Origin of the sequence: Microbacterium meiriae (genome assembly GCF_040685015.1) — a bacterium.
GTDB classification, from domain to species: Bacteria; Actinomycetota; Actinomycetes; order Actinomycetales; family Microbacteriaceae; genus Microbacterium; species Microbacterium meiriae.
In genome coordinates this window covers 1,010,400-1,030,501 of the sequence record NZ_JBFBHD010000001.1, presented here as the reverse complement: position 1 = coordinate 1,030,501, position 20,102 = coordinate 1,010,400, and the positions used below count along the sequence as shown (strand labels likewise).

13 protein-coding genes and 2 pseudogenes are annotated in these 20,102 nt (G+C 65.2%); 1 reads left to right on the top strand and 14 read right to left on the bottom strand.

The window, feature by feature from the left end:
* Nucleotides 1-12 precede the first annotated feature (12 nt).
* The 8 genes and pseudogenes from AB0N68_RS05065 to AB0N68_RS05030 all read right to left on the bottom strand — a co-directional run bounded on the left by AB0N68_RS05065 (nucleotide 13) and on the right by AB0N68_RS05030 (nucleotide 5,115).
* Complete coding sequence (locus tag AB0N68_RS05065) at nucleotides 13-198, bottom strand: hypothetical protein (RefSeq protein WP_259951805.1); 186 nt, start codon at nucleotides 196-198, stop codon at nucleotides 13-15.
* Between the two features lie 32 nt (nucleotides 199-230).
* On the bottom strand, nucleotides 231-386 hold the full coding sequence (locus AB0N68_RS05060) for a DUF2599 domain-containing protein (protein WP_363332252.1): 156 nt from the start codon (nucleotides 384-386) through the stop codon (nucleotides 231-233).
* Nucleotides 383-1,684, bottom strand: coding sequence for an RNA polymerase sigma factor (locus AB0N68_RS05055; RefSeq protein ID WP_292795953.1), 1,302 nt, complete (start codon nucleotides 1,682-1,684; stop codon nucleotides 383-385). The genes AB0N68_RS05060 and AB0N68_RS05055 overlap by 4 nt, the downstream gene beginning before the upstream one ends.
* Complete coding sequence (locus AB0N68_RS05050; protein WP_363332250.1) at nucleotides 1,681-2,022, bottom strand: YciI family protein; 342 nt, start codon at nucleotides 2,020-2,022, stop codon at nucleotides 1,681-1,683. The genes AB0N68_RS05055 and AB0N68_RS05050 overlap by 4 nt, the downstream gene beginning before the upstream one ends.
* Before the next feature lie 252 nt (nucleotides 2,023-2,274).
* Nucleotides 2,275-2,559: a hypothetical protein gene (locus AB0N68_RS05045; protein WP_313366503.1), complete on the bottom strand. Its 285-nt coding sequence runs from the start codon at nucleotides 2,557-2,559 to the stop codon at nucleotides 2,275-2,277.
* Nucleotides 2,560-2,932: 373 nt separating this feature from the next.
* On the bottom strand, nucleotides 2,933-3,658 hold the full coding sequence (locus AB0N68_RS05040; RefSeq protein ID WP_292795950.1) for a hypothetical protein: 726 nt from the start codon (nucleotides 3,656-3,658) through the stop codon (nucleotides 2,933-2,935).
* 31 nt (nucleotides 3,659-3,689) lie between these two features.
* Complete coding sequence (locus tag AB0N68_RS05035; RefSeq protein ID WP_187662975.1) at nucleotides 3,690-4,070, bottom strand: hypothetical protein; 381 nt, start codon at nucleotides 4,068-4,070, stop codon at nucleotides 3,690-3,692.
* A 550-nt stretch (nucleotides 4,071-4,620) separates the two neighbouring features.
* Nucleotides 4,621-5,115, bottom strand: a pseudogene (locus AB0N68_RS05030) (DUF4188 domain-containing protein).
* A 94-nt stretch (nucleotides 5,116-5,209) separates the two neighbouring features.
* Between AB0N68_RS05030 and AB0N68_RS05025 the strand changes: the two are divergent.
* Nucleotides 5,210-5,824, top strand: a complete 615-nt coding sequence (locus AB0N68_RS05025; RefSeq protein ID WP_292795943.1) for a MerR family transcriptional regulator — start codon at nucleotides 5,210-5,212, stop codon at nucleotides 5,822-5,824.
* Nucleotides 5,825-5,984: 160 nt separating this feature from the next.
* Here the strand turns inward: AB0N68_RS05025 and vsr are convergent.
* From vsr to drmD, 6 genes and pseudogenes are all read right to left on the bottom strand, one after another.
* Nucleotides 5,985-6,242 (bottom strand): annotated as a pseudogene (gene vsr / locus AB0N68_RS05020) (DNA mismatch endonuclease Vsr); the annotation flags it as partial.
* A 99-nt stretch (nucleotides 6,243-6,341) separates the two neighbouring features.
* Nucleotides 6,342-7,049, bottom strand: a complete 708-nt coding sequence (drmC, locus tag AB0N68_RS05015) for a DISARM system phospholipase D-like protein DrmC (RefSeq protein WP_292795941.1) — start codon at nucleotides 7,047-7,049, stop codon at nucleotides 6,342-6,344.
* A gap of 3 nt (nucleotides 7,050-7,052) precedes the next feature.
* On the bottom strand, nucleotides 7,053-9,149 hold the full coding sequence (gene drmB, locus AB0N68_RS05010; protein WP_292795938.1) for an MrfA Zn-binding domain-containing protein: 2,097 nt from the start codon (nucleotides 9,147-9,149) through the stop codon (nucleotides 7,053-7,055).
* Nucleotides 9,146-12,844, bottom strand: coding sequence for a DISARM system helicase DrmA (gene drmA, locus AB0N68_RS05005; protein WP_363332246.1), 3,699 nt, complete (start codon nucleotides 12,842-12,844; stop codon nucleotides 9,146-9,148). Before drmA ends, drmB begins: the two co-directional genes overlap by 4 nt.
* Entirely contained in the window at nucleotides 12,844-16,881 is a 4,038-nt protein-coding gene (locus AB0N68_RS05000) for an Eco57I restriction-modification methylase domain-containing protein (protein ID WP_363332244.1), read from the bottom strand. Before AB0N68_RS05000 ends, drmA begins: the two co-directional genes overlap by 1 nt.
* Nucleotides 16,871-20,068 carry a DISARM system SNF2-like helicase DrmD gene (gene drmD / locus AB0N68_RS04995; protein ID WP_313366504.1) on the bottom strand — a complete coding sequence of 1,066 codons (3,198 nt, stop codon included), beginning with the start codon at nucleotides 20,066-20,068 and terminating at the stop codon, nucleotides 16,871-16,873. Before drmD ends, AB0N68_RS05000 begins: the two co-directional genes overlap by 11 nt.
* Between the last annotated feature and the right edge of the window lie 34 nt (nucleotides 20,069-20,102).

Here is a 20,102-nt window from a genome sequence, read left to right as displayed (position 1 = left end):
GTAGACCCTTGGTCACTCTTTTCGGAGGAGGGTGCTTCCGAAGCCGAGGAGCATGGGGCATGCGCCGAGCAGGCCGGTCAGAGCAGCAGGTGCGAGGTTGCCGGTCGTGTGCTCCGCGTCTGAGATGTAGCCCTCAGCAATCGCCATGACGATGGCGAGGGCGATGACGCCGGCACCGACGCATCCAACGCTGACCATTGCTCGTCTCGTTCGTTGCTTCACAATCGCTCCTACGGGTTGCATCCTGCGGCCAAGACGTCGCTGTACCTTACGTCAGGCCGCCACGCGTCGAGGTTCCATGGCGACTTGAACGGGGCGATGCCGACGTGGGACCGAAGCTGGGTATAGAACTCGTTGCCCTCGTACCAGGAAGGGGCGCGGGTCACGTCGACGCCGAGGCGATGTCGTCCGCGTGCTGGGAGTAAGACCGTCGCTCGCGTTCCGTCGGAGCGGCACGCGCGGCAGCGCGAAACGCGGAGCTCGCTTCTTCGACGCGCTTGAGGCGTTGCAGGAGGTCTCCCCGAACCGCTGAGTAGAGGTGGTGTCCTCCCAGCGAGCTCTCGAGCGCCTCCGTCAGCGCGAGGGCTTCGGCCGGTCGTCCCGCGTTCGCGACGGCGACCGCACGGTTCAGGCGGACGAACGGTGATGCATCCACCTGCTCCAGCACCCCGTACATGTCGGCGATGCGGGCGTGGTCGATCTCCATCCCCGGGTCGGGGCGGACGTACTCGGCCGCGACGGTGGCGCGGATGAGGTGCCGTCCGCCGTGGATGCCCGCCCGTGCTGCCTCCTCGACGGCGTCATCGAGAAGCCGCAGCCCCTCCTCGATCTCGGAGACATCCCACAGTTCGCGATCCTGTTCGTCGAACGGCACGGACAGGCCGTCGGGCGTCGTGCGTGCTGCGCGGCGGGAGTGCTGAAGAAGAAGGAGGGCGAGAAGCCCCGTGAACTCGAGTCGAGCCGGGGAGTCCGCGGGGAGCAGCTGCCGGCAGAGCCGAGCAAGGCGGATGGCCTCGGCGCTCGGATCAGTCTGGAGCGTCGGATCGGAGTAGCCGATGGTGAACAGGGCGGACAGGACCTCGCAGACGCTCGCGCTTCGACTGTCGAGCTGCGCGGCATCCGGAACGCGGTACGGGATGTTCGCGTGCGCGATCTTGGCCCGCGCCCGCACGAGTCTCTTCTCCATCGTCGCGGGTGCGACTGCGAAGATCCCGGCGAGCTGTTCGATCGACACGTTCAGGACAGTGCGGAGTGTCAGCGCCGCGCGGGCTTCCAAGGTCAACGCGGGGTGGCAGGCGGTGAAGATCAGCTTCAGCCGCTCGTCCCCGTGCGGGAACGCGTCCTCGTGGTCGTCGGTTTCCGGGGTGTTGTCGACGCCACCGTGCGGCTCGTGCTCCAGTCGAGCCACCGCCCGGCGCTCGGCGTCCGCGTGCCGGACGAGGTCGATCGCGCGTCGGCGCGCGACGGTCGTGACCCAGGCGGCGGGGTTCGCCGGAACCCCGTCGCCTGGCCACCGCTCGACCGCTCGAGCCAGAGCGTCCTGCACGGCGTCTTCGGCGAGAGTCCAGTCGTGGACGGTGCCGATCACGCTCGCGACCACGCGGCCGTACTCGATCGATGCCACGTGCCGCACGGCGGCCATGGCATCCGGAAGCGCGCCCGGCGGCTCCTCCGGTGTGGTCACATCGTCGACCCGAGCGGCCAGACGGGACGCACTTCCACCAGGCCGAACCGGGCCATCGGGTGTGCGGCGGCGATCTCGATCGCGGCGTCGAGGTCGTCGGCGTCGATCACGTCGAACCCGGCGATCCATTCGCGGCTCTCGGTGTACGGTCCGTCGGCCACGATCCGCTCGCCGGCTCGCACGCGCACGGTCGTGGCGTCTTCGACAGGCCGCAGACGGTCGCCCAAGACGTAGGAGCCGCTGTCCTGCAGCGACGCCACCCACTCCCCGGCGTTGTCCTCGGCCTCGACATAGGGCTCAGCGGTCGGGTCGGTGCAGATGAAAAGTACGTAGCGCATGTGTGTTCTCCTCAAGGTCTTTCTACATCTAATTACTCAGACGACGGATGACCACCAGCGCAGAGGACACGGATCCGGAAAATGGATCGCGTCGAAACACTGAACGGCAACGGGCGGGCCTCAGAAGTCGCCTTCGGCCACCTGGAAGCAGATCGGTCTTGACGATGTTGTCGGTGCGCTGGTCGCCGGTGACGCGTGGGGTGGAATGGATGAGGGCCGGCGCCACCTCCGCGACGGCAGCCCGGCTGGGGATCACGACGTGGGTCCGGGTGGCGAGGAATTCCGGCTCGCGTCGCGATATCGCCTCATCATCGCGAAGTGCCATACGGCGGCGCCCGTCGCCGCGGTCGCTTCGAGCGCCGGAGCGAGCTGCGGCACAGAGTCCGCGCCTGCGAGCACCGCGACGAACCAGCCCCATACGCACAGGGTCGCTACGAGATGGCGGCGGGGGCGCGTGATCGTTGCGAACCACGTCGAATGCTCGACGACGAGCGGCTGCTCCGATCGCACGTCACGCACCACCGGGGTTCCGGCCATGCGTCGCCTTTCGAGTTAGCCAACGCCTCATCATGTGCAGGTACCACGCGGCACCGATCAGCGCGGTGATCACGAACAACCATGGCACTGTAGGGGGATAGAGCACTGAGAGCACCGTGGCTGCTGCGACCAGCAGGCCATCGCGATTGTCAGCGCCCGTTCGCGCCCGCGCTCTGTGATCACTCCCCACCAGGTTCGCGGCACATCCCTCATCTGCAGGGACCTCCTCGGTACGTGTCGACCCACCACACCAAGCCCGGAACCACATACGGCTGGGTGGCAGTGACCTGGACAGTGTCTGGGGCTGGGCTTTTGGGCGACGAACATCGTGGCTCCCTTCTCGTGTGGCTGGTGTGAGCGAAAGACGAATGCATCAACGACTCGCGATGCGCTGCAGATCCGCATCGGTGACATCCTGAAAGCCGATCGACACGGGCGCGAGCCGAGTGGTGCGTGCTTTGCCACTGTCGTCCGTATAGTCGATGGACGGGCTCATGATGCGGAAGTCGAAGTCTCCTTCGCACCCGAGTTCTGCTGTGACGCTGTGCGACCGGGCGTCCAACGAGACCTCGTCTGCGCGGACGTCTGGTGAGCCCGGGTCGAAGCGCTGGACCGACGCCACCGCATCAGGAACGGGGAAGTCGGCTGTTGTGCATCGCGGCATTCCGACCACGTCCGCACCGGCGTCTTCGGAAGCGAAATCGTCGGCCGGCGCACCCCTCAGCGACCAGCTGCCAACGGGAACCTGAGTGATCGTCGACGAGCCTGCGAAGACGAGGCCGACCGTGCGGAACGACAGCCCGGCGGCGGCAACGTCGACAGTGAAGGTGACGTTCCCGAGTATGACCCCGTTGGTGCCGTCTCCACGCATGACGGTGAAGTCGCCCGGCGGAATCGACAACTCGTCCGAAAGCACGATGCCGGCGAGGTCGGTCCAGATCGAGTCGTCGGGCTCGGCCACGAAGATCAGGTTGATCGGATAGGCCGCGTTGGTCGGCTGGACGATCGTCGCGGATGTCCGTGCGAACGAGGCGGTCGAACGTGGCGTTTCCCCCGGAGAGCAGGATGCCAGGGTCGCGAGGACGCTGAGGCAGAGCACCCCGACACTCCATCGCAGAAGGAGCTTCACGTCAGCGGTAGTACACGACGAGGAACTGATCCTTGGTGGGGGAGTAAAGATCGCCGTAGGTCCAGGTCGACCCAGGGACGACCTTGCCGTTCTGGAACCAGGTGGACTTGACCGCGTACCGATTGAAGTTGGATGCGAGCCCGAGCTTGGAGTACTTGCTGCTGTTGGCGCTGATGTTGACCGTGACACCGTAGGTCTTCGTGACGCTCGAGGAGACCCCGAGGTTGCTGGACGCCACGCCGGCGCTGACACCCAATCCGGACGATATCGACGATGTGACGGTGGTGTCCTCCCGCCACGAGTATCCGGTCGAACGCGCCCATGCGCCCGTGAGGTACTCGACGAACTTCTTCTGGACCAGCACGGGGCCGCTGACCTTCACGGCCTTCTTGACGGGAGCCCCACAGACGACGCAGCGGGGAGTGACGGCGTTCGTGTGCCCGGATCCTTTCGTGTCGTCGGGTGGGATCGGTGAGGTCCCGGGAGTGCTGATCAATGTTGATGAGCTGTCGCCCTCCGCCGACTGTGCAGCCGAAGTGGCGGCAACGGCGGCTCCCGGCGATGCGACAAGCAGCGAAATCCCCGCGGCCAGCGCGAGTGCCGTCAGTGACACGCGCCTTCCGATAACATGCATGTTGTCCCCCTCAAGGTCGTAGCGATCTGAAAACAGATAACTCTCGTATGAGGACTATTGCAATATATTCGAGGACCCCGCCGAGGAGCGGGCGGAGCGCTAGGCTCCAGGCATGGATGCGTCGCTCTTTAGCTGGACCGGGTTCGCCATCACCGCAGCGGTCGCGGTCGTGATCCTCGTGCTCGCGTTCGTGCTCGTGCGCGGGGCGGCGCGAATGATTGCGCGTCGCCGGAGCCGTGGCCGAGGGCGCATGCCATCCGCACCTCGACGCCCGTCCGGAAGTTGAGCGCGACCTGCCTCACTCCATTGGGTTTTGCGCGGGCGCTGCTGTTGGGGTTGCTGTCCGCCCATCCGTGAACCGCGCCTGCGCGCGGTCATGGCGTCGCGGTACGGGGACGTGCTCCGTCGCGGCTGCGAGGCCCATGCGCTTCGTCGAGACGTACACGCTCTCGGCGGTGTCGACGAGAAACGTCTCGTGCCACACGCCGACCGCTCCCGGAGCCTTGCGAGCAGCGCGGTTGAAGGCGGTCCAGGCCGGACGGTGCTGCTATTCCGGGTTCGAGGCATAGGCGTAGAGCTTGTCGACGGACGACCAGAACTGCACGACGTAGGGCCCGCCCGATCCGAGGAGGAGCTGGTAGCCGAGCAGGCCGGAGTCGGGCTCGGTACTGAGCTCGCGGAGCATGCGCGGCATGGCGACGAACGCCGGCAGCCACAGGTCGGGGCGCCACCACCGGTTGATCTGCATCCCGATGTGGAACACGACGAGCTCGCCCTCGTGGCGGTGGGTCATGCGGCCCGTGACGACTTTCGACATGGTGACTCCTCGATTGGATAGCGATGCTATCCATAATGGATAGCGCTACTATCGAAGTCAAGAGGTGGCCATGAGGATTTCCGAACTGTCAGCGCAGACCGGCGTGACCGTGCCGACGATCAAGTACTACCTGCGCGAGGGGCTGCTGCCCGAGGGGGAGCGCACCTCCGCGACGCAGGCCGTCTATGGCGAGAAGCACGTCGAGCGGCTGCGCGTCATCCGGGCGCTGCTCGACGCGGGCGTGAGCATCGCCGAGACGCGACGGGTGGTCGCGGCGCTGGATGATCCGCCCGCGAACCCGCACGAGCTGCTGGGCACCGCGCATGCCGCGATCACCCCGCCGGCCGATGACGCGTTCGACCTCGCCGGCGCTGAGGCGCTCGCCGCCCGGCTCGGGTGGAAGCCAGGGATGTGTGACCCCGCGGTGCTGCATGCGGTCGCGCGGGCGCTGCAGGGGCTGGAGCGCGTCGGGTTCACGGTGCCGGATGCGGTGATGGTGGAGTACCTCGCGAGTGCGCGGCGGATCGCGGATGCGGAGATCGCGGGGGTGCCGGAGGAGTCTGCGGAAGCGGCCGTGCGGTACGTGGTGTTGGGGTCGGTGTTGGTGGAGCCGTTGTTGTTGGCGTTGCGGCGAGTGGCGCAGCAGGTGAAGTCGGGGGAGCGGTTTGGGGGAGCCGACTGGTAGAGGGCTCCTCAGCGATCGCCGAGACATGCGTCCGATGTATTGCGGTCCCAAGGGCAGCGCCTACCTCGCCCGCAATCGTCGCTGCCACGTCCTCAGGTGATTCATGTTCCCAGAAGCGCAGCACTGTCCATCCTGCGAGTTTCAGGCGCGCGTCCGACTCGCGATCGCGCGCGACATTCCGCTGAAGTTTGGGAAGCCAGTAGTCGCTATTGCGTTTCGGGTTGGTGGCATGAATCGGGCAGCTGTGCCAAAAGCAGCCATCTATGTAGATGGCGACACGGGCGCGAGTGAACACGATATCGGCGCGAGACCGACCGCCAATCGGCGCGAAGTCCACCCGGTATCGGAGACCAGCAGCATGAATCAAGCGTCGGACGGCCAACTCCGGCTTGGTGTCGCGACGTCGATTTCCGCGCATCGAACGTCGTGACCCCTCGGTGCTCGCCCACGACATGAGAGCAGCCTATGTCGCGCTGGTTCAACCGTGGACCAGGACCAGCTGCGTATCGCCTGATAGTCAGGAAGTCGAGTCGAGGACATACAGGTGACCTTCGCTCAGCAGAGTCGAGTAGCGCCGACGGACACTCGAAGCGAAATCCGGGTCGCGGATAATGACGCCTGCCTCGAGGTTCTTCTCGTGGGCGGCTTTAGAGAGATTCGCACTGGTGATGAAAGCGGAGCTGGAGTCGACGACGATCACCTTGGAATGCTGAACACCGCCGAGGGGGCCGGGCTTGAAGCCGAGGAAGCGCGCGCCGTGCAGCTTCTCCTGCATCCAGGCGGCCGTCTTCCCATCATTCAAGTCCGCATCCACAAGTACGGTCGTTTTCACCCCGCGCGCCACGGCTCGCCACAGGGAGTGCACATATGCCGAGTCCGATGACGCGGAGTACGTCGATGCGAAGACGTCCTCAGTGGCCTCATCGATGAGGTGCGCGATGGCGGCAGTGGTGTGGTCGCCGTCGCCCGCAAAGGATGGCCCGCTCCACACCGCACGAAGGTCCGTCCCGTTCGACCTTGCCGCTGCAGAGAACCCACGGAGCACCGCTGCTAGATTGACCCCGCCGAGCGCGGTGAAGCACTCGGCAAGTAATGCTTGTGAGGGACCAGTCGCTAGCTTCGCCGATGCCTTCGCGAGGTTTCCGTCGATTTCAAGGCTCGAAGCGAGCTTGAGCGCGAGCGATGGCGATATCGCCATCGCCAGCTTCTCGATCGCCTCGGGCACGCGTCAGCTCCAGCTCTCGTAGTCGATGCCGGCGAGCAGCGGGGCGAGCCCTTCCGAACCGGCATTCAGGTCGAGCACGAACCGTCGATCGAGGAATCGGTTCGCCCGCTCGCAGGATGTCTCCGAGACGAAGGCGCAGAAGTGGCAGGCGGCTCCGTGCAGGAAGTCCTCCTGATCACGCGGCACGCGGTGGGCGCAGATCGGATCGGACGAGCACCGGCGGGCGCGGTGCAGAGCCTCGTGCATCACCGACTCGAGCCGCTCTGTGCGTGCCAGGTCGACGAGCCCGCCGAGGGTTCCCTCGCTGTCGGGCGATGTCGTCGTGATCAAGATTCCGGCCGCTGGTGCTCTGCCATCCGCCTCACGCCACGCATAGATCCGCTCCGACAGCGATGCCGATCCGTAGCCGCTCGACATCGCCATCTCGCGGATCAACAAGTGCGACAGGGTATGCAGGGCCCAGTACCGGGGCGGAGGCATTCGCGCGTCGGAATCGAGTTCGGTAGCAGTGCGACTCTGGCGCCGAGCGAGGTTTCGCTCATGCGCTGCAACGTGTGCATTCCAGACTTTGCTCTCGAGGACGGTCGACTCCCACGAGGAGACGACTGTCTCCTCGAAGCGGAGGAAGACGCCTTCGCCACGGTCCTCGGTGGCAGGCACCCATGTCGGCTTTCCGGTGAGCGAGATGGGTGCGACCCGGCCGGGCTCATCGCCGACCCGGTCGAGCGCATCGATCCGGGTGAATCCGATGAACGCGTTCGCCTTCCGGATGCGGTCGACGGCGATCACCTGGTGCAGAGGAGCTGCGATGGAAGAGGCGATCTCGACCGGATGCACCTTGAATCCGTTCCTCCGGTCCTCGGCGAGGAACTCGTCAGGGTGTGTGAGCGTCTCCCACTCCGGCACCAGGAGGTGGTTGGGGTCGTAGACCGTCGACACCGGCGATGCAGGGATGAGTGGAGGAAGATCGCCCCTCGCGACCTGAACGGCGTGCCAGAGGTCGTCGTCGGAGATGCCGGCGAACTTTTCAGTCATGCTCTCAGGTGCGAATTCGCGCCACGAGCTCACGGCCGCGAGCGAGGTCAGCTTCATCACCTGGGCCGGGGGCAGGCCCAGGACCTCGCCGACGGTGTCGGCGGGCCTCGGCTCCTTTCGCGATGGCAGCACGAGCACGCTCACCGTCGCCGGGAACCATTGATTCGCCGCGCCGAGCAGCATCAACCGAACCTCGCCCCTGCAAGGATCGGAGGACGAACCGAATGAGGGCAGGTGCGGGTGCCGTCCGCGGCAATTGGGCAGGGAGGTCTCGCCGCCGGCGCGCGTCAGTTCGGCGATATTGCGCGATGAGTTGCACTGCACACATCTGATCGTCACCTGCGGGCCGAGGTTCGAGCGCCACTCCAGCATCCGCAGTTGCGGATTCGGCACGCACTCGGTGCGGTGCCCATCGGCACCATGTACCCAGTCGACGTAGGGGAACTCGTCGAGATGGCCGTTCGTGCAGGCGATCAGGTAGCGGGCCGGTACGGCGATGCGATCCCGGCCGGTGGTGCCCTTGAATCGCCCCTTGCACTTCCGATGCAGGAAGCGCGCGAGGTCGGGCCTGTGCTTGCGAGTGTTCTCGAAATCGAACACACCTGCCGAGACGGGCGCGAGCAGGTCGCACCCGGTGCAGCGCAACCACTGCGGGAAGACCCGGGTCGGGATGCCGATAGGCGCTGTCTCTCCGCCGCCGAACAGCTCTGGCATCCACGGCGGCTGGCGAAGCTCGCCGACCTTCTCGAGCCCGGGCTGGGAACGCACGGCCTGGAGAAGTCGAGGCACGAGGACGAGCGTCGGGTCCCCGCCCATACGCCCGTACGCCTTGTCCCACGCATCGATACCCTGCGGCATGACCGCGATGTGCGGGAGGTCCACGGTCGCGCCGATGCCCGACGTATAGAGCATCGCATTCGGGCGGATGGATCCGACTCGCGCTCGGTTCTTCGTCTTCAGCTCCGAGTCGACGTACGGGTCCGCGACTTCGCCGGGCACACCCGGTGCTTCGTCAGGAAGGGCGGCTTCAGAGGCTGCAGGCGCGTCGCCCTCGAGATCGGTCATTCGTCGTCCTTCCTGGGCGTGAACGTCCACTTCGGGGTGGCGGTCGACACGGGTTCGGCCAGCTTGCCCGGGAACGGCGAGACGAGCAGGTCGATCTCGGGCTGCACCTCGCGCATCGAGTTCGCGACCTGGAAGAGCCTGTCGCCCTCCTCGCCGATCGTGTCCTCGGGGCTGACCAGCAGCGGCACGATGTGCTGCTTGGGCAGCGACTTGCGAACATAGGTGAGTCCGCCGCTGTGCAGATCGGACCGCTCGGTCCACTCGTCGAGTCGGAAGACGAGCTTGCTCTTCGTCAGCGCGGCCGCGTCGTCATCGCTCGCTTGTGCGACACGGTCGACCAGCTTCTCGACGAGTGCATCGAGGGGCGGGCGCCGATGAGTGACGCGGCCCGCTCCGGCGACTGCATCGGGTGAGAGAGAGACGTCCGCCGTGGTGCCGGCGTCGATCACCCGAGCCGCCGAGACGATGAGACCGGTGAGTCCGCGTTCGAGCGATGCCTCAGAGAACGGCGTCACCGACAGCGCCTCGACGTTCGCGTAGAACGTGTCGTGATAGTGCTCGAACTGCTCGTAGTGCGCCATGTCGCGCGGGCGCGACCGGTTGGCGAGCGTCACCACCAGTCCCGGCTTGCGAGCGTCGCGACCGACGCGGGAGGAAGCCTGGATGTACTCCGCCGTGTTCTTCGGTTGACCGACGATCAGCATGAGTCCGAGGCGGGGCACGTCGACGCCGACCTGGAGCATGGATGTCGCGAGCACGACGTCGAACGGCAGCTCGCGATCGGGCAGTTTCTCGCCGGCCTTGAGCTTCGCGGCGATCGCGGCGCGACCGGTGGTGGAGTCGAGCTCGACGTCGAACGGTGATGCCAGGTGCGTGAGCGTCTTGCTGATCTCCGACGAGGAGATGCGCGAGGTCAGCTCGCCGATCCGCAGCGGGGTGCGCCGCCGCGAATACCCGCTCGACTTGTCCGGGTTGCTGACGCGGGTCGTGACATCATCCTCGAGATACCGCCGCATACCCGCCAGTTCCCGCGTTGCCGAGAAGTAATCGACCACGGTGAGGTACGGTTCGGCGGCGTCTCCGTGGGTGTCGAAGAGACGCTGACCAGCGAGCAGCAGGATCTCGCTAAGTCGGATCTCCGCGAGCGTGAGGCGGGCGCCGTGCAGACAGACGCCCAGGTACTTGCGCCCGGGTTCTTCATCCAGCGGGACTTCCTTCGAGAAGAAGGTGTCGCTGACGCTCAGCACCTGCGGCGGGAAGACCTCGACGTCTCGTGCGTAGAGGCGCTGCACCTGCTCGGCAGCCTTGCGCACGGTCGCCGTGGAGGCGATCACGAGTGGCTTCACTGCTTTCAGAGCTTCCGCATCGCCGAGCTCCCAGCTCGACAGTACGTCGACGGCGCCTTCGAACAGCCCGACGGCGGTGCCGAGTGCACCCGTGATCAGGTGCAGCTCGTCCTGGATGATGAGGTCTGGCGGTCGGAGTCGACCGGTCGGCTGCACCTGCGTCGGCGCGTAGGTGCGGCCGTTCGCCTTGCTCGTGTTGTGATGGTCGGCGCCGCAGACACTTGCATCGGTATCGGCATGCTTGTACCCGTGACGCGGGCACTTCTTCCCCACGTACCCGAAAAGGCTCGCCGCCTCACCTTCGCGTGCGAGACGCGCGAACTTGTCTACCGTCGCGAGCAGGAAGGTCGGCGGATGCCGATAGATCTCATCGTCGACCGTGAGCACCGGGAGGCCTTCGACAGCCGCACCGCCTGCGCTGAACGGGCATCCGTTGCGCTTATCACCGCAGTAGACCCGGATGCGTTTGTCGACGTCGTCGGCCTCGACGTCCGCCTTCGGATTGATCGGGGTACCGCACCACGGGCAGTGACTGAACTGCAACACCGTGAGACCGAAAGCCGCACCCTCGCTGTCGCGCACGCTCTTCACCTGATCGGCCGCTTCGGCATACCGCTTCGGACTCACGCTCGAGCCGACCCAGAGTCCGATGCGGAATGGGACATCGCCCCACGCGGTCGGGTCTTCGCGGCGCACCACCTCGGCGGCGCACATCAGCGTGGTCGCTCGCAGGAACTGCTGCGATGTGAGCAGGCGCAGGGTGTACCGCATGAGCACGGCGACACCGTCGCCACCGTCGAGCAACCCTTCGGGTGTCTCGACCTTTCCCTGGAGACGTCGGATGCCGAAGGTGAACGCCGCAAGACCGAGATACGCCTCGGTCTTACCGCCGCCCGTGGGGAAGAACAGCAGCTCGGCGCGAGGGAAGTCGGACGAGCGGCGCTTGTGAGTGGGATCGATAACCGCCGGCAGCTGCATCAGGATGAACGCCAGCTGGAACGCACGCCAGGAGGCGGCCCTATCTCCGTAGCCCTCGACCTTCGTGGTCGCCGCCGTGATCGTGACCGAGGGGTCGGCGATACGCACCGCCGCGATCTGCGAGCGGATGCGCTGGTCGCGCATCGTGCGATTCATGAACCAGAACGCCCGCTGCGCATGCTGGTCGGTCGTGAGCAGGTCGAGGCCGGCGCGGAGACGGTGGAGCGCAGCTTCGCCGTCGGCGATCCCGATGGCGCCCTCCTTGCGGAGCCACTCGGGGAGCCGTTCATTCGCGGCGGCCTGCTTCTTGAGCCAGACGTCGTATGCATCGATGAGCGGTCGCAGTCCGGTGCGCAATTGATCGGGGTCCGACTCCATTAGCACGCGCATGCTCAGCACCGCGCCGGGCACGTCGGGTGCCTGAGTCTGCGGCACTTCTGCGGTCGGCAGCCAGGTGGTGCGCACTGCCGTCGCGCGACGGGCATCGTCAGGGGAGAGATCCCAGGTGGCGGAGGCAGTGCGGCCGATGGCGAACTCGAGCCGATCTCGGTACAGGAGGTCGAGGCGGCGAACCTCGTCGTCACGCGATGCGCGATCGTCGACGAGTGCATCACGTGTCGGAAGGAAGACGGCGGAACCCGCGTCGGCAGCGGTCACCTCGAGCTCGGCTTGGAACAACCAGAGCCTCGGCGGCAGTTCCCGCCCGGTCTCTTTGGTATTGAGCAAGGCTGCTTCGACGACGCGACGACCTTCGTGATCGAACACCTCGACCGAGACGTTCACGTCGTCGGCGAACGTCCGGCGTACCGACGCACCGCTCGCGATCGCGGAGATGTCTACTTCGACAGCTTCTTCGAACGGTGTGCGGTCGTAGTAGGTCTGCGTGCGGCCGTTCTCATCGACCTCGCGGCGCGACTCGTACTTGCCCCACCGGCCGACGAAGCGCAATATCGTCGTGTCGGCGCGGACTTGGAATCTGATGCCCATTGACGATGGAGCGATAATCTTGGACTCCGGGCCACGATCTTCATCGGAGTCGGTCGGGGACGCCTCGCCGATCGTGTCTTCCTCATCGGCTGGTACACCTTGCACATCGTGCGCCGCCGAAAGATCGGTGACCGCGAGCGTTTCGTCATGGCGAACGTCGTCGAGCGTCGCCGCGGAGGCGGAGGCGGAGGCGGTGGGGGCCGTAGCTGAGCCGGACGCCTCGAGCAGAGAGATCGGCGCCAACGCGCCCGCGAGATAGCGGCCGCGCGGCGTACCGACGATCGTCTCGTTCGGCCCGTCCCACGGCCCGACGAGGTCGCGTTCGAGCAGGTCGAGCAACTCGTCGCGAACGTGTGCCGATGTTGTATCAATTTTTTCGCTCACTAGAACATCGCTCCCTCGGGCTTCGCGGATTCCTCGAGCGACTTGCCCTTCTTCTTGGAGCCGAGTCCGGCCGCGGCCTCGGACGCTGCGCGCCGGTGGTTCTCTGCAAGCAGCCGGTCGAAGATCTCCACGCGAGCAGCGGGGCTCATAGTCCATCGCTCCATCTGTCTATAGGTGTGGAAGCCGTGATCGAGAGAGATGTCGGTCCACCCGTAGGCTTCGAGTACGGCTTCATCTATCTGAATCTGAAGTGAGCGGATCGTATCAATGTCTGGGTCCGAGTCAACGTGCTGTGCGTTGACCGAGTTGTATAGCGCGGTTAAGCCAAGTGCACGCCGTAGCATAATTTCGCGTCGCTGCATGTCCAATTCTGCGCCCAGGTTTGCGAGGAGCTGATTCTCGACCGGTCTCGGAAAAGTTCCGAAGCCTTCTTTCAGTGAATAGCGTGCGCCGCTGCCGAAAGTCGACCCGTACCTCAAAACCCAAGAACGATGGATCTCACTTGAGATGATCGCGAGGAAAGCGAAGCTCTCAGTTGCAAAGACCGGCGCGGTTTGATCGATCACCTGACCGGTGTCAATCTTAAGCGCAGTTAGGGCGTTGCACGTGAGCGTAATGGCAAAGGCGTAGTCGAGTCGCTCGGTCGCTCGGTACAGGGCATCAGCGCGACGTCCATACTTCCACCAGTTTCGTCCGCGGTCCGTTCCTGTTGGATTTCGTCCGATCAAATGAACTCTCGACGGCTTGACCAAGGATTCAACTCGGGCGAAAGGGCCCCGATATTCTTTCGCCACTTCCGCGCTGCGATTGCCGAAGTTAATGATCCAACGAGAAGCGGAGGCGTCTGGTCGGCTGGAAAGATCCTCTCCGCCGAGGTAGCGAAAGACTACGTCGGCGTTTCGAGAGTCCTGTTCGATGAATTCTTCAGCATCTTCGCGTGTAAGGACGAATCCGCCACCAAGTACATATGAACCAATGAACACCGTGTTTGCGTTCTCAGTCAGGGCGAGCGGGTGACCGTCCACAGCGCCTTCGGCTTCTAGAAGCGCGTTGATTCGCTTCACCCTGATCCCATCCGAAACAGGGCCTCTGGAGGTGCCCCAGGTCAACCAGGCGGCGGCATAGTGTACCGTCGCTTTTCGTGGCCATGGTGCGCTCTGCAACGATCTGTCAATTGTCATCCCCCTTCTCAAAAGCTGTTGAAGTCCAACGTCGCGCGTGTCCCCCTGCCCTAGAGTATTGGTCCCGATTAGACCAAGGCGGCCCTTGTCGTTGCGGAGTAGTTCCGATGCTCTCAGGAAAAAATAGGCCACGAGATCGGCGCTGCCTCTTGCGCCGTCTGCGATCGTATTCAGAACCCAGTCTCGAACGTTTGAGCCGACGTCGTCGGAAATCTTCTGCCCCCCACGGAAAGGGGGATTCCCGATGATTGCGTCGAAGCCGCCGTGTTCGTGCATCACGTCGGGAACTTCAATGATCCAATGCAAGGGATTCCACCGCGGTTCACCCGTATTGACGCTTGGGGTGAGCCCCGTCTGCAAGAGCGTCTCGATATGGCGACGATCGGAATGGCCGCCCTTCTTGGGGTAGGCCTCACTAAGCGCATCTGCGAGCTCGTCGTAGCGCGCCTCCAGCTTTGCGCCCGCTTTACCGCCCTCGAGCAGGCCCGCCGCGATGATGCCATCCGCGACGTCGCGCAGCTTAGCCGTCACGCGCTTCGACTCTTCGAGCAGCGTTTGCTTTGCTCTCGTCGAGCGCATCCGATCAGCGTCGTCGACCTGTCCCGACGCGAGTTCGCGTCGCAACCGTGCCGCCGTGTGCAAGTCGGCATCAACATCGAAATGCATCAGCTTCTGGGGCCTGAGCTTGCTCTTCGCCGGGTCGATGTGTTGATACCGAAGCTGATCCTCGGTGGTTACCCCGAGCAGAGAGTTCCCGTGGAACACGCGGTCGTCGACGAACGAGAACGGCTTCCCCGGGTCCATCGAGATGAGCCAGAGGGAGAGCTTGCACATCTCGACGGCCATGCCGTTGATATCGGCGCCGTAGAGGCAGCGCGCGACGACCTCGCGGATCGCCCAGCGTTCGAGTTCGGGCTCCTTCGCGACATCGAGACCTTCGAGTGCTCTCGCCTCGACGAGTCTGGCCGCGAGGTAACGCGCCGCAGCGACGAGAAACGCGCCCGAGCCCACGGCGATGTCGGCGACCTTGAGATCGAGGATCTCTGTCGACGGTTTCAGCTTCCACTGGGTTTCATCCTCGGTGTCGAGCGGACCGGGGGAGTACACGAGTGGCTGGAGTGCGTGCAGTACGATCTCTTCCGCAAGTGATCGCGGGGTGTAGTGCGTGCCAGTACTCGCGCGCTGCGGAGATTCCGTCATCACGACGCCGCCGGCAGGGACGACGTAGGGCAAGTCGCGCAGGTCGGAGCGGATCAGGCCCGCGAACGGCACCAGCTGCTCAGCCGTTTCGTCATCATCGAGCAGCGTGTGGCGGAGCTTGGTCCGGGCGTCAGCCTCTTTCTCGGCATCCGTCGACGCATACGCCTTCGCGATCTGGTTCGCGGTTCTCGGCTTCGCGTGCTCCTGAGTCTTCTTCAGATGCTCGACGAGACGCTTCGCGAAGTCCGCCGGTGTTGTGGCCGCTGCAGCGATCGCTTCGAGCTCGGTGAGCGGGATCTCGGGCTCGAAGCCCGCCTTCCCGTCGAGTCCGACGGTGAGCTCGGACGCATATTCTGCCGAGTAGCCGAGCAGGCCTTCGTACACGTACCCGATCTGCTCGACGTCGAGCTCACGGAACGAGAGATGCCGTGCGTCGCCGGCGACTACTGCGATCTGAACCGCGTTCAGAACCTCAAGCATCGCCCTGTCGGAAACGCGGACGAGGAGGCGGCCCTGCTGGTCGGTGGCTTCGAGCCAGGGGAACCGAGTCGGGTCGAAGAGCGACCCGCCGTAGGCCGGCATCCGCATGTCCTCGAACGAAGCGCCGTTGAAGACTGCACTGCTCGCGGCGAGCAGACGATGCCAGGTCTCCCAGGTATGGTCGAGCGCTTCCGCAGAAGCCGCGTGTACTTCGGTCAGGAGTTTCTCGCGCACACCGGAAATCGCGTAGGCATTTCGGTAGAGCTCATGCTCGGGTAGAAGGCCACGCTCTTCGGCGAAGAGCAGGAACACCACGCGCATGAGCACGGTCACCGCGCCCTCATAGACGCGCTTGGGGTCATCCGGCAATGGTGACCTGCCGTGCTCGGCGAGAGCACGAAGGTGCACATCGGAGAATGACTGCAGCACGAGCTCCACCGCGCGTCGCACCTGGTCGCCGAGCGCCTCGGTGATCTGCTCAGCGCTGGCGACACTTTCGGCGAACAAGAGATCGAGCCGCTTCTCGGGGAGGCCACCCGCGATCGAGGTGAAGCTCGCGAGCGCGAAGAACGCGTCACGGCTCGGTCGCTCTTCACGCCAGAGCTGCGCGTCGAAGACACCGCTCGCTGTCGTTATGTCTTTCGCTGCGGTCACCAGCGCCCACCAGCGGCCGTCAGTGACGATGCCGACTGTGACGCCGGTCTCGCGGAGGAGATTCGCCATGCGGTCGATCGCGTTTGCCGACCACCCGTCGCCGCCGGTCGAACGTAGGTTCTCCGTGCGATCGACGACGGTGACGAGCGCACGCAGCGCACCATTCGTCTCGAGTGTCGCCCATGGAGCCACAGTGACTGCACTGTTCGGCGAATGAGCCCGGAGAGATGCTGCGGGTTCGAGGTTCAGGTCCTCCGCCCACTGCAGGAGATCGCGCAGAACGACGGCGACCCAGCGGTCGCGCGCTTCGCGGGCGACGTCGACCGAAGTCGAAGCGGATGCCTTCAGCCAGCGCCTGTGCTCGTCGACGAAGATCGCGTTGACATCGTCGACTGAGGCCTCGGGCTTCGGAAGGCCTTGGGGGTAGAACGAGCGAAGCGCTGCCTTGGAGAGGAACGGCCCGTCGGTGTCGACGAGCGTCAGCCACTCCCACGTGTCTTCGTTTCGGGTCCTAACGGCCACCAGCGGCCTCCAGCTTCTGCACATCGTCGGGGGTCAGGGCGAATACGAGCGCGGCGACGAACGTGTGGGCGGTCACGTTGCGATAGCGGCGCTCGACGGATTCGCGCTCCGCGCGGTGCTCGTCGTCGAGGGTGGCGAGGCGCTTGCGTACGCGCTCGAGATCCTTCTCCCGCTGCGCCTTCTCCTCGTCGAACTGGAACAACATCTGTTGACCTGCCAGGCGAGCCTCTTCGGCCGACGCGAGGGTGCCGGTGAGAGTGGACCGGAAGCGGTCGAAGATCGCGTCGATCGCGGCGAGGTCCGCCACGCGGCGGGCCTCGAGATCGTCGGCGACTTCACGTTTGCGGCGTTCGGCGCGTTTTTCGATCGAGTCATTCACTCGGGCTCCGAGGCCCTCGGCGTGGCCGACGTCGTTGTTCCAGTTCTCGGCGATGAGCTCGATCGCCGACTCGCTGGGAGCCGAGAGCCTGGACCCGTCGAGCGCAGACGCGAGCAGACTCTCTGCCTTCTCGATGCCCAATTCCTGCTTGCGGGAGATCCGAGTCCCGGCGAGGAAGACCTCTTCATGCAAGCGCACTCCGCCTTCGCCGACCAGGACAAGTCGCGCCACACCGGCGGCGAACGATTGGTCGAGCCCATCGATGACGACCGCGCTGACACCGCGTACCTTGTCGGTTCTAGTCCACACCTGGCCTCGGAGTTCCCGTGCCGCGCGCTGGATCAACGGATGGCCGAGATGAGCGAAGACGGTATCGGTGCCGATGCGCGCCCGCTGCTCCTCGAAGGTCAGCGCGCGGTAGGCGCCGCGATTGAGGCGCGTGTCCAGACCATCGAGGGCTGGGACCCAGGACTTCGAAAGTCCGCGGGGCACCTCATACAGCACGCCGTCACCACGCGGATCGTCCACCTCGCGCAACGGCGGCTGACCCGACAAGCGCAGGCCTTCCTCCATCACACGGAGCAGGTTCTGTTCGTGGAGGTGTATCCGGTCGCGTGAGTTGTCGAGGCGCTCCGCAAGTCGCGTGAGCTCCCGACCCAGCTCGTGCTCCTCCTGGAGCACCTTGTTGATGACGTGCTCGCCGGCATCCGTCTTCTGCCTGCGGGCCGGGCCCTCACCAAACCCGAGCTCGCGCTGGAGGTCCGGTGCAATGATCTCGTTCGCCGACCCGATGTCGCGACGAACCTGGGAGATCTTCTGGGCCACTCGCAACAGCAGATCGACGTCCTTCGCGTACGCGCTCTCCCCGCCTGCGGCCTGAGGGTGCCACACGATCGGGGTCTGAGTCTGCCCATACCGGTCGATGCGACCGATGCGCTGCTCGAGGCGGTTCGGGTTGAACGGGATGTCGAAGTTGATCAGTCGATAGCAGAAAGTCTGCAGGTCGATCCCCTCGCCCGCGGCATCCGTCGCGAGCAGAATGCGGACGGGTTCGTCCGCCGGAGGTGCAGTGAAGCGCGCGCGGATGTCCTCCCGCGTGTCCGCGTCGACGCTGCCGTCGATGACGGCGAGTCGATCGCCTCCATACCCATGGGCTGTGAGCACGTCCTTCAGCCAGTCGAGAGTGCTCACGTATTCGGTGAACACGACGATCCGCTCATCGGCCCAGCCGAGGCCAGGTATCTTCACGACGCCCTCGATCAGGCGGATGAGCGCCTGCAGCTTCGCGTCAGCCCGGCCCTCATGCTCCGATCCCCAGGCGATTAAGTGCTCGAGGTCGGTGACATCCTCAGGGGTCAACGCCACCTGCGCCCGCTTCGCGCTGCGGAGCGCTTCGAGTTCGGGCTGCTCAGCGCGGCCCTCCTCCTCGTCGGACGCCTCCTCGCCGAGCACGTCGTCGTACTCGGGCAGGTCGAGGGCGTCGTCGCCGCGTGCCGCGAGGTACGCCTCGGCAGTAGATGCGAACGCCACTGGCGAAGAGAAGAAACGCTTCTTGAGGATGAGTGTCGCGAGGTCGGTCGCCCGCTTCCCGCGCTCCTGCTTCACCGCGGCATTGCGGCGCTTCGTGAAGGCGATGAGGCGCTCGTAGGCCTCGGCCTCGCCCGCGGCCGGCTCGAAAGCGAGCGTCTGCACCTTGCGTGGGAGGAAGCCCTTGTTCGGGAGGTCGCGCTTCAGCCGCCGCACGGCCACCTCGCGGAGCGCCTGCTCATCGAGATCAGCCCCCCGCGCGAACCGCTGCTGGTCGATCATCTCGAGCAACGCCGTGAACGACTCGGTGTAGCCGTTGTGGGGTGTCGCGCTCAGGAACAGTCGGTGCTCGCAGGCCTCCGCGAGACGGCGAACGGCGACGGTGCGCTGGCTGTCGATGGCGTAGCGGGCCTTCTGGTCGTTCGCACCGCGACTCGGAGTAGCGGGGGCGACGTGATGCGCCTCATCGACGACGAGGATGTCGAACGCGCGACGCGAAGCCGTGTCGGCGTCTTTGACGCTCGCATACACGTCCTCGAGCATGCGCTCGGCTCGCGGGCCGGGAAGCCACGACATCGAGACGATCACGCGCGGGTAGACGCGGAAGGGATTCGCGTGAACGCCGAATGTGCGCCGGAAGGTCTTCATCGTCTCGGAGTTGACGATCTCGAAGGTCAGACCGAACTTGTCGCGCATCTCCTCCTGCCACTTGAGCTGCAGGCCAGCGGGGCAGACGATGATCACCGAGCGGGCGCGGTGGCGGAGGAGCAGTTCCTGGATGACGAGGCCCGCCTCGATCGTCTTGCCGAGGCCGACGTCGTCGGCGAGGAGCATATTCGCACGGGGCGACTCGAGCGCGCGGCGAAGGGGCTCGAGTTGGTAGTCCTCCACCGTCGCGCTGCTCCGGAACGGAGCTTGGAGGGTCTTCGGGTCGGCACTCGTCAGAGCGCCCCAGCGGAGGGCATCGACGTAAGCGGCGAACGTTGTCGGGTTGTCGAACTTCGCGGGGTCGATGTGCTCGGGAAGACCCTGCTCACGAACCAGGCTGCGACCGGGCTCGAGCTCCCAGATGACAGTGAGCTCGCGGCCGTAGTGATCGTCCTCGATCGACTGCAATGTCACAGCATGCTGCAGTTCGGCTCTGCCATCGTCCGCACTGCTGCGAGGAAGCGACTGCGCCGAGACATCGGTCACCGACCAGCGGGCGCCTCGCACGTTGACGAGGCGACCGACTTCCGGCACCTCGATCGATGCCGCTTGTGTATCCGCAGTCGAGATCACGTCGTCATTCCCTCACCATCGATCTGGATCTTCT

Bases quoted from the DNA above. Each gene is read 5' to 3' on its own strand.
- AB0N68_RS05065 (WP_259951805.1), bottom strand. From the start codon at position 198: ATGGTCAGCGTTGGATGCGTCGGTGCCGGCGTCATCGCCCTCGCCATC.
- AB0N68_RS05025 (WP_292795943.1), top strand. From the start codon at position 5,210: ATGAGGATTTCCGAACTGTCAGCGCAGACCGGCGTGACCGTGCCGACG.
- AB0N68_RS05045 (WP_313366503.1), bottom strand. From the start codon at position 2,559: ATGGCCGGAACCCCGGTGGTGCGTGACGTGCGATCGGAGCAGCCGCTC.
- drmB (WP_292795938.1), bottom strand. From the start codon at position 9,149: ATGACCGATCTCGAGGGCGACGCGCCTGCAGCCTCTGAAGCCGCCCTT.
- AB0N68_RS05050 (WP_363332250.1), bottom strand. From the start codon at position 2,022: ATGCGCTACGTACTTTTCATCTGCACCGACCCGACCGCTGAGCCCTAT.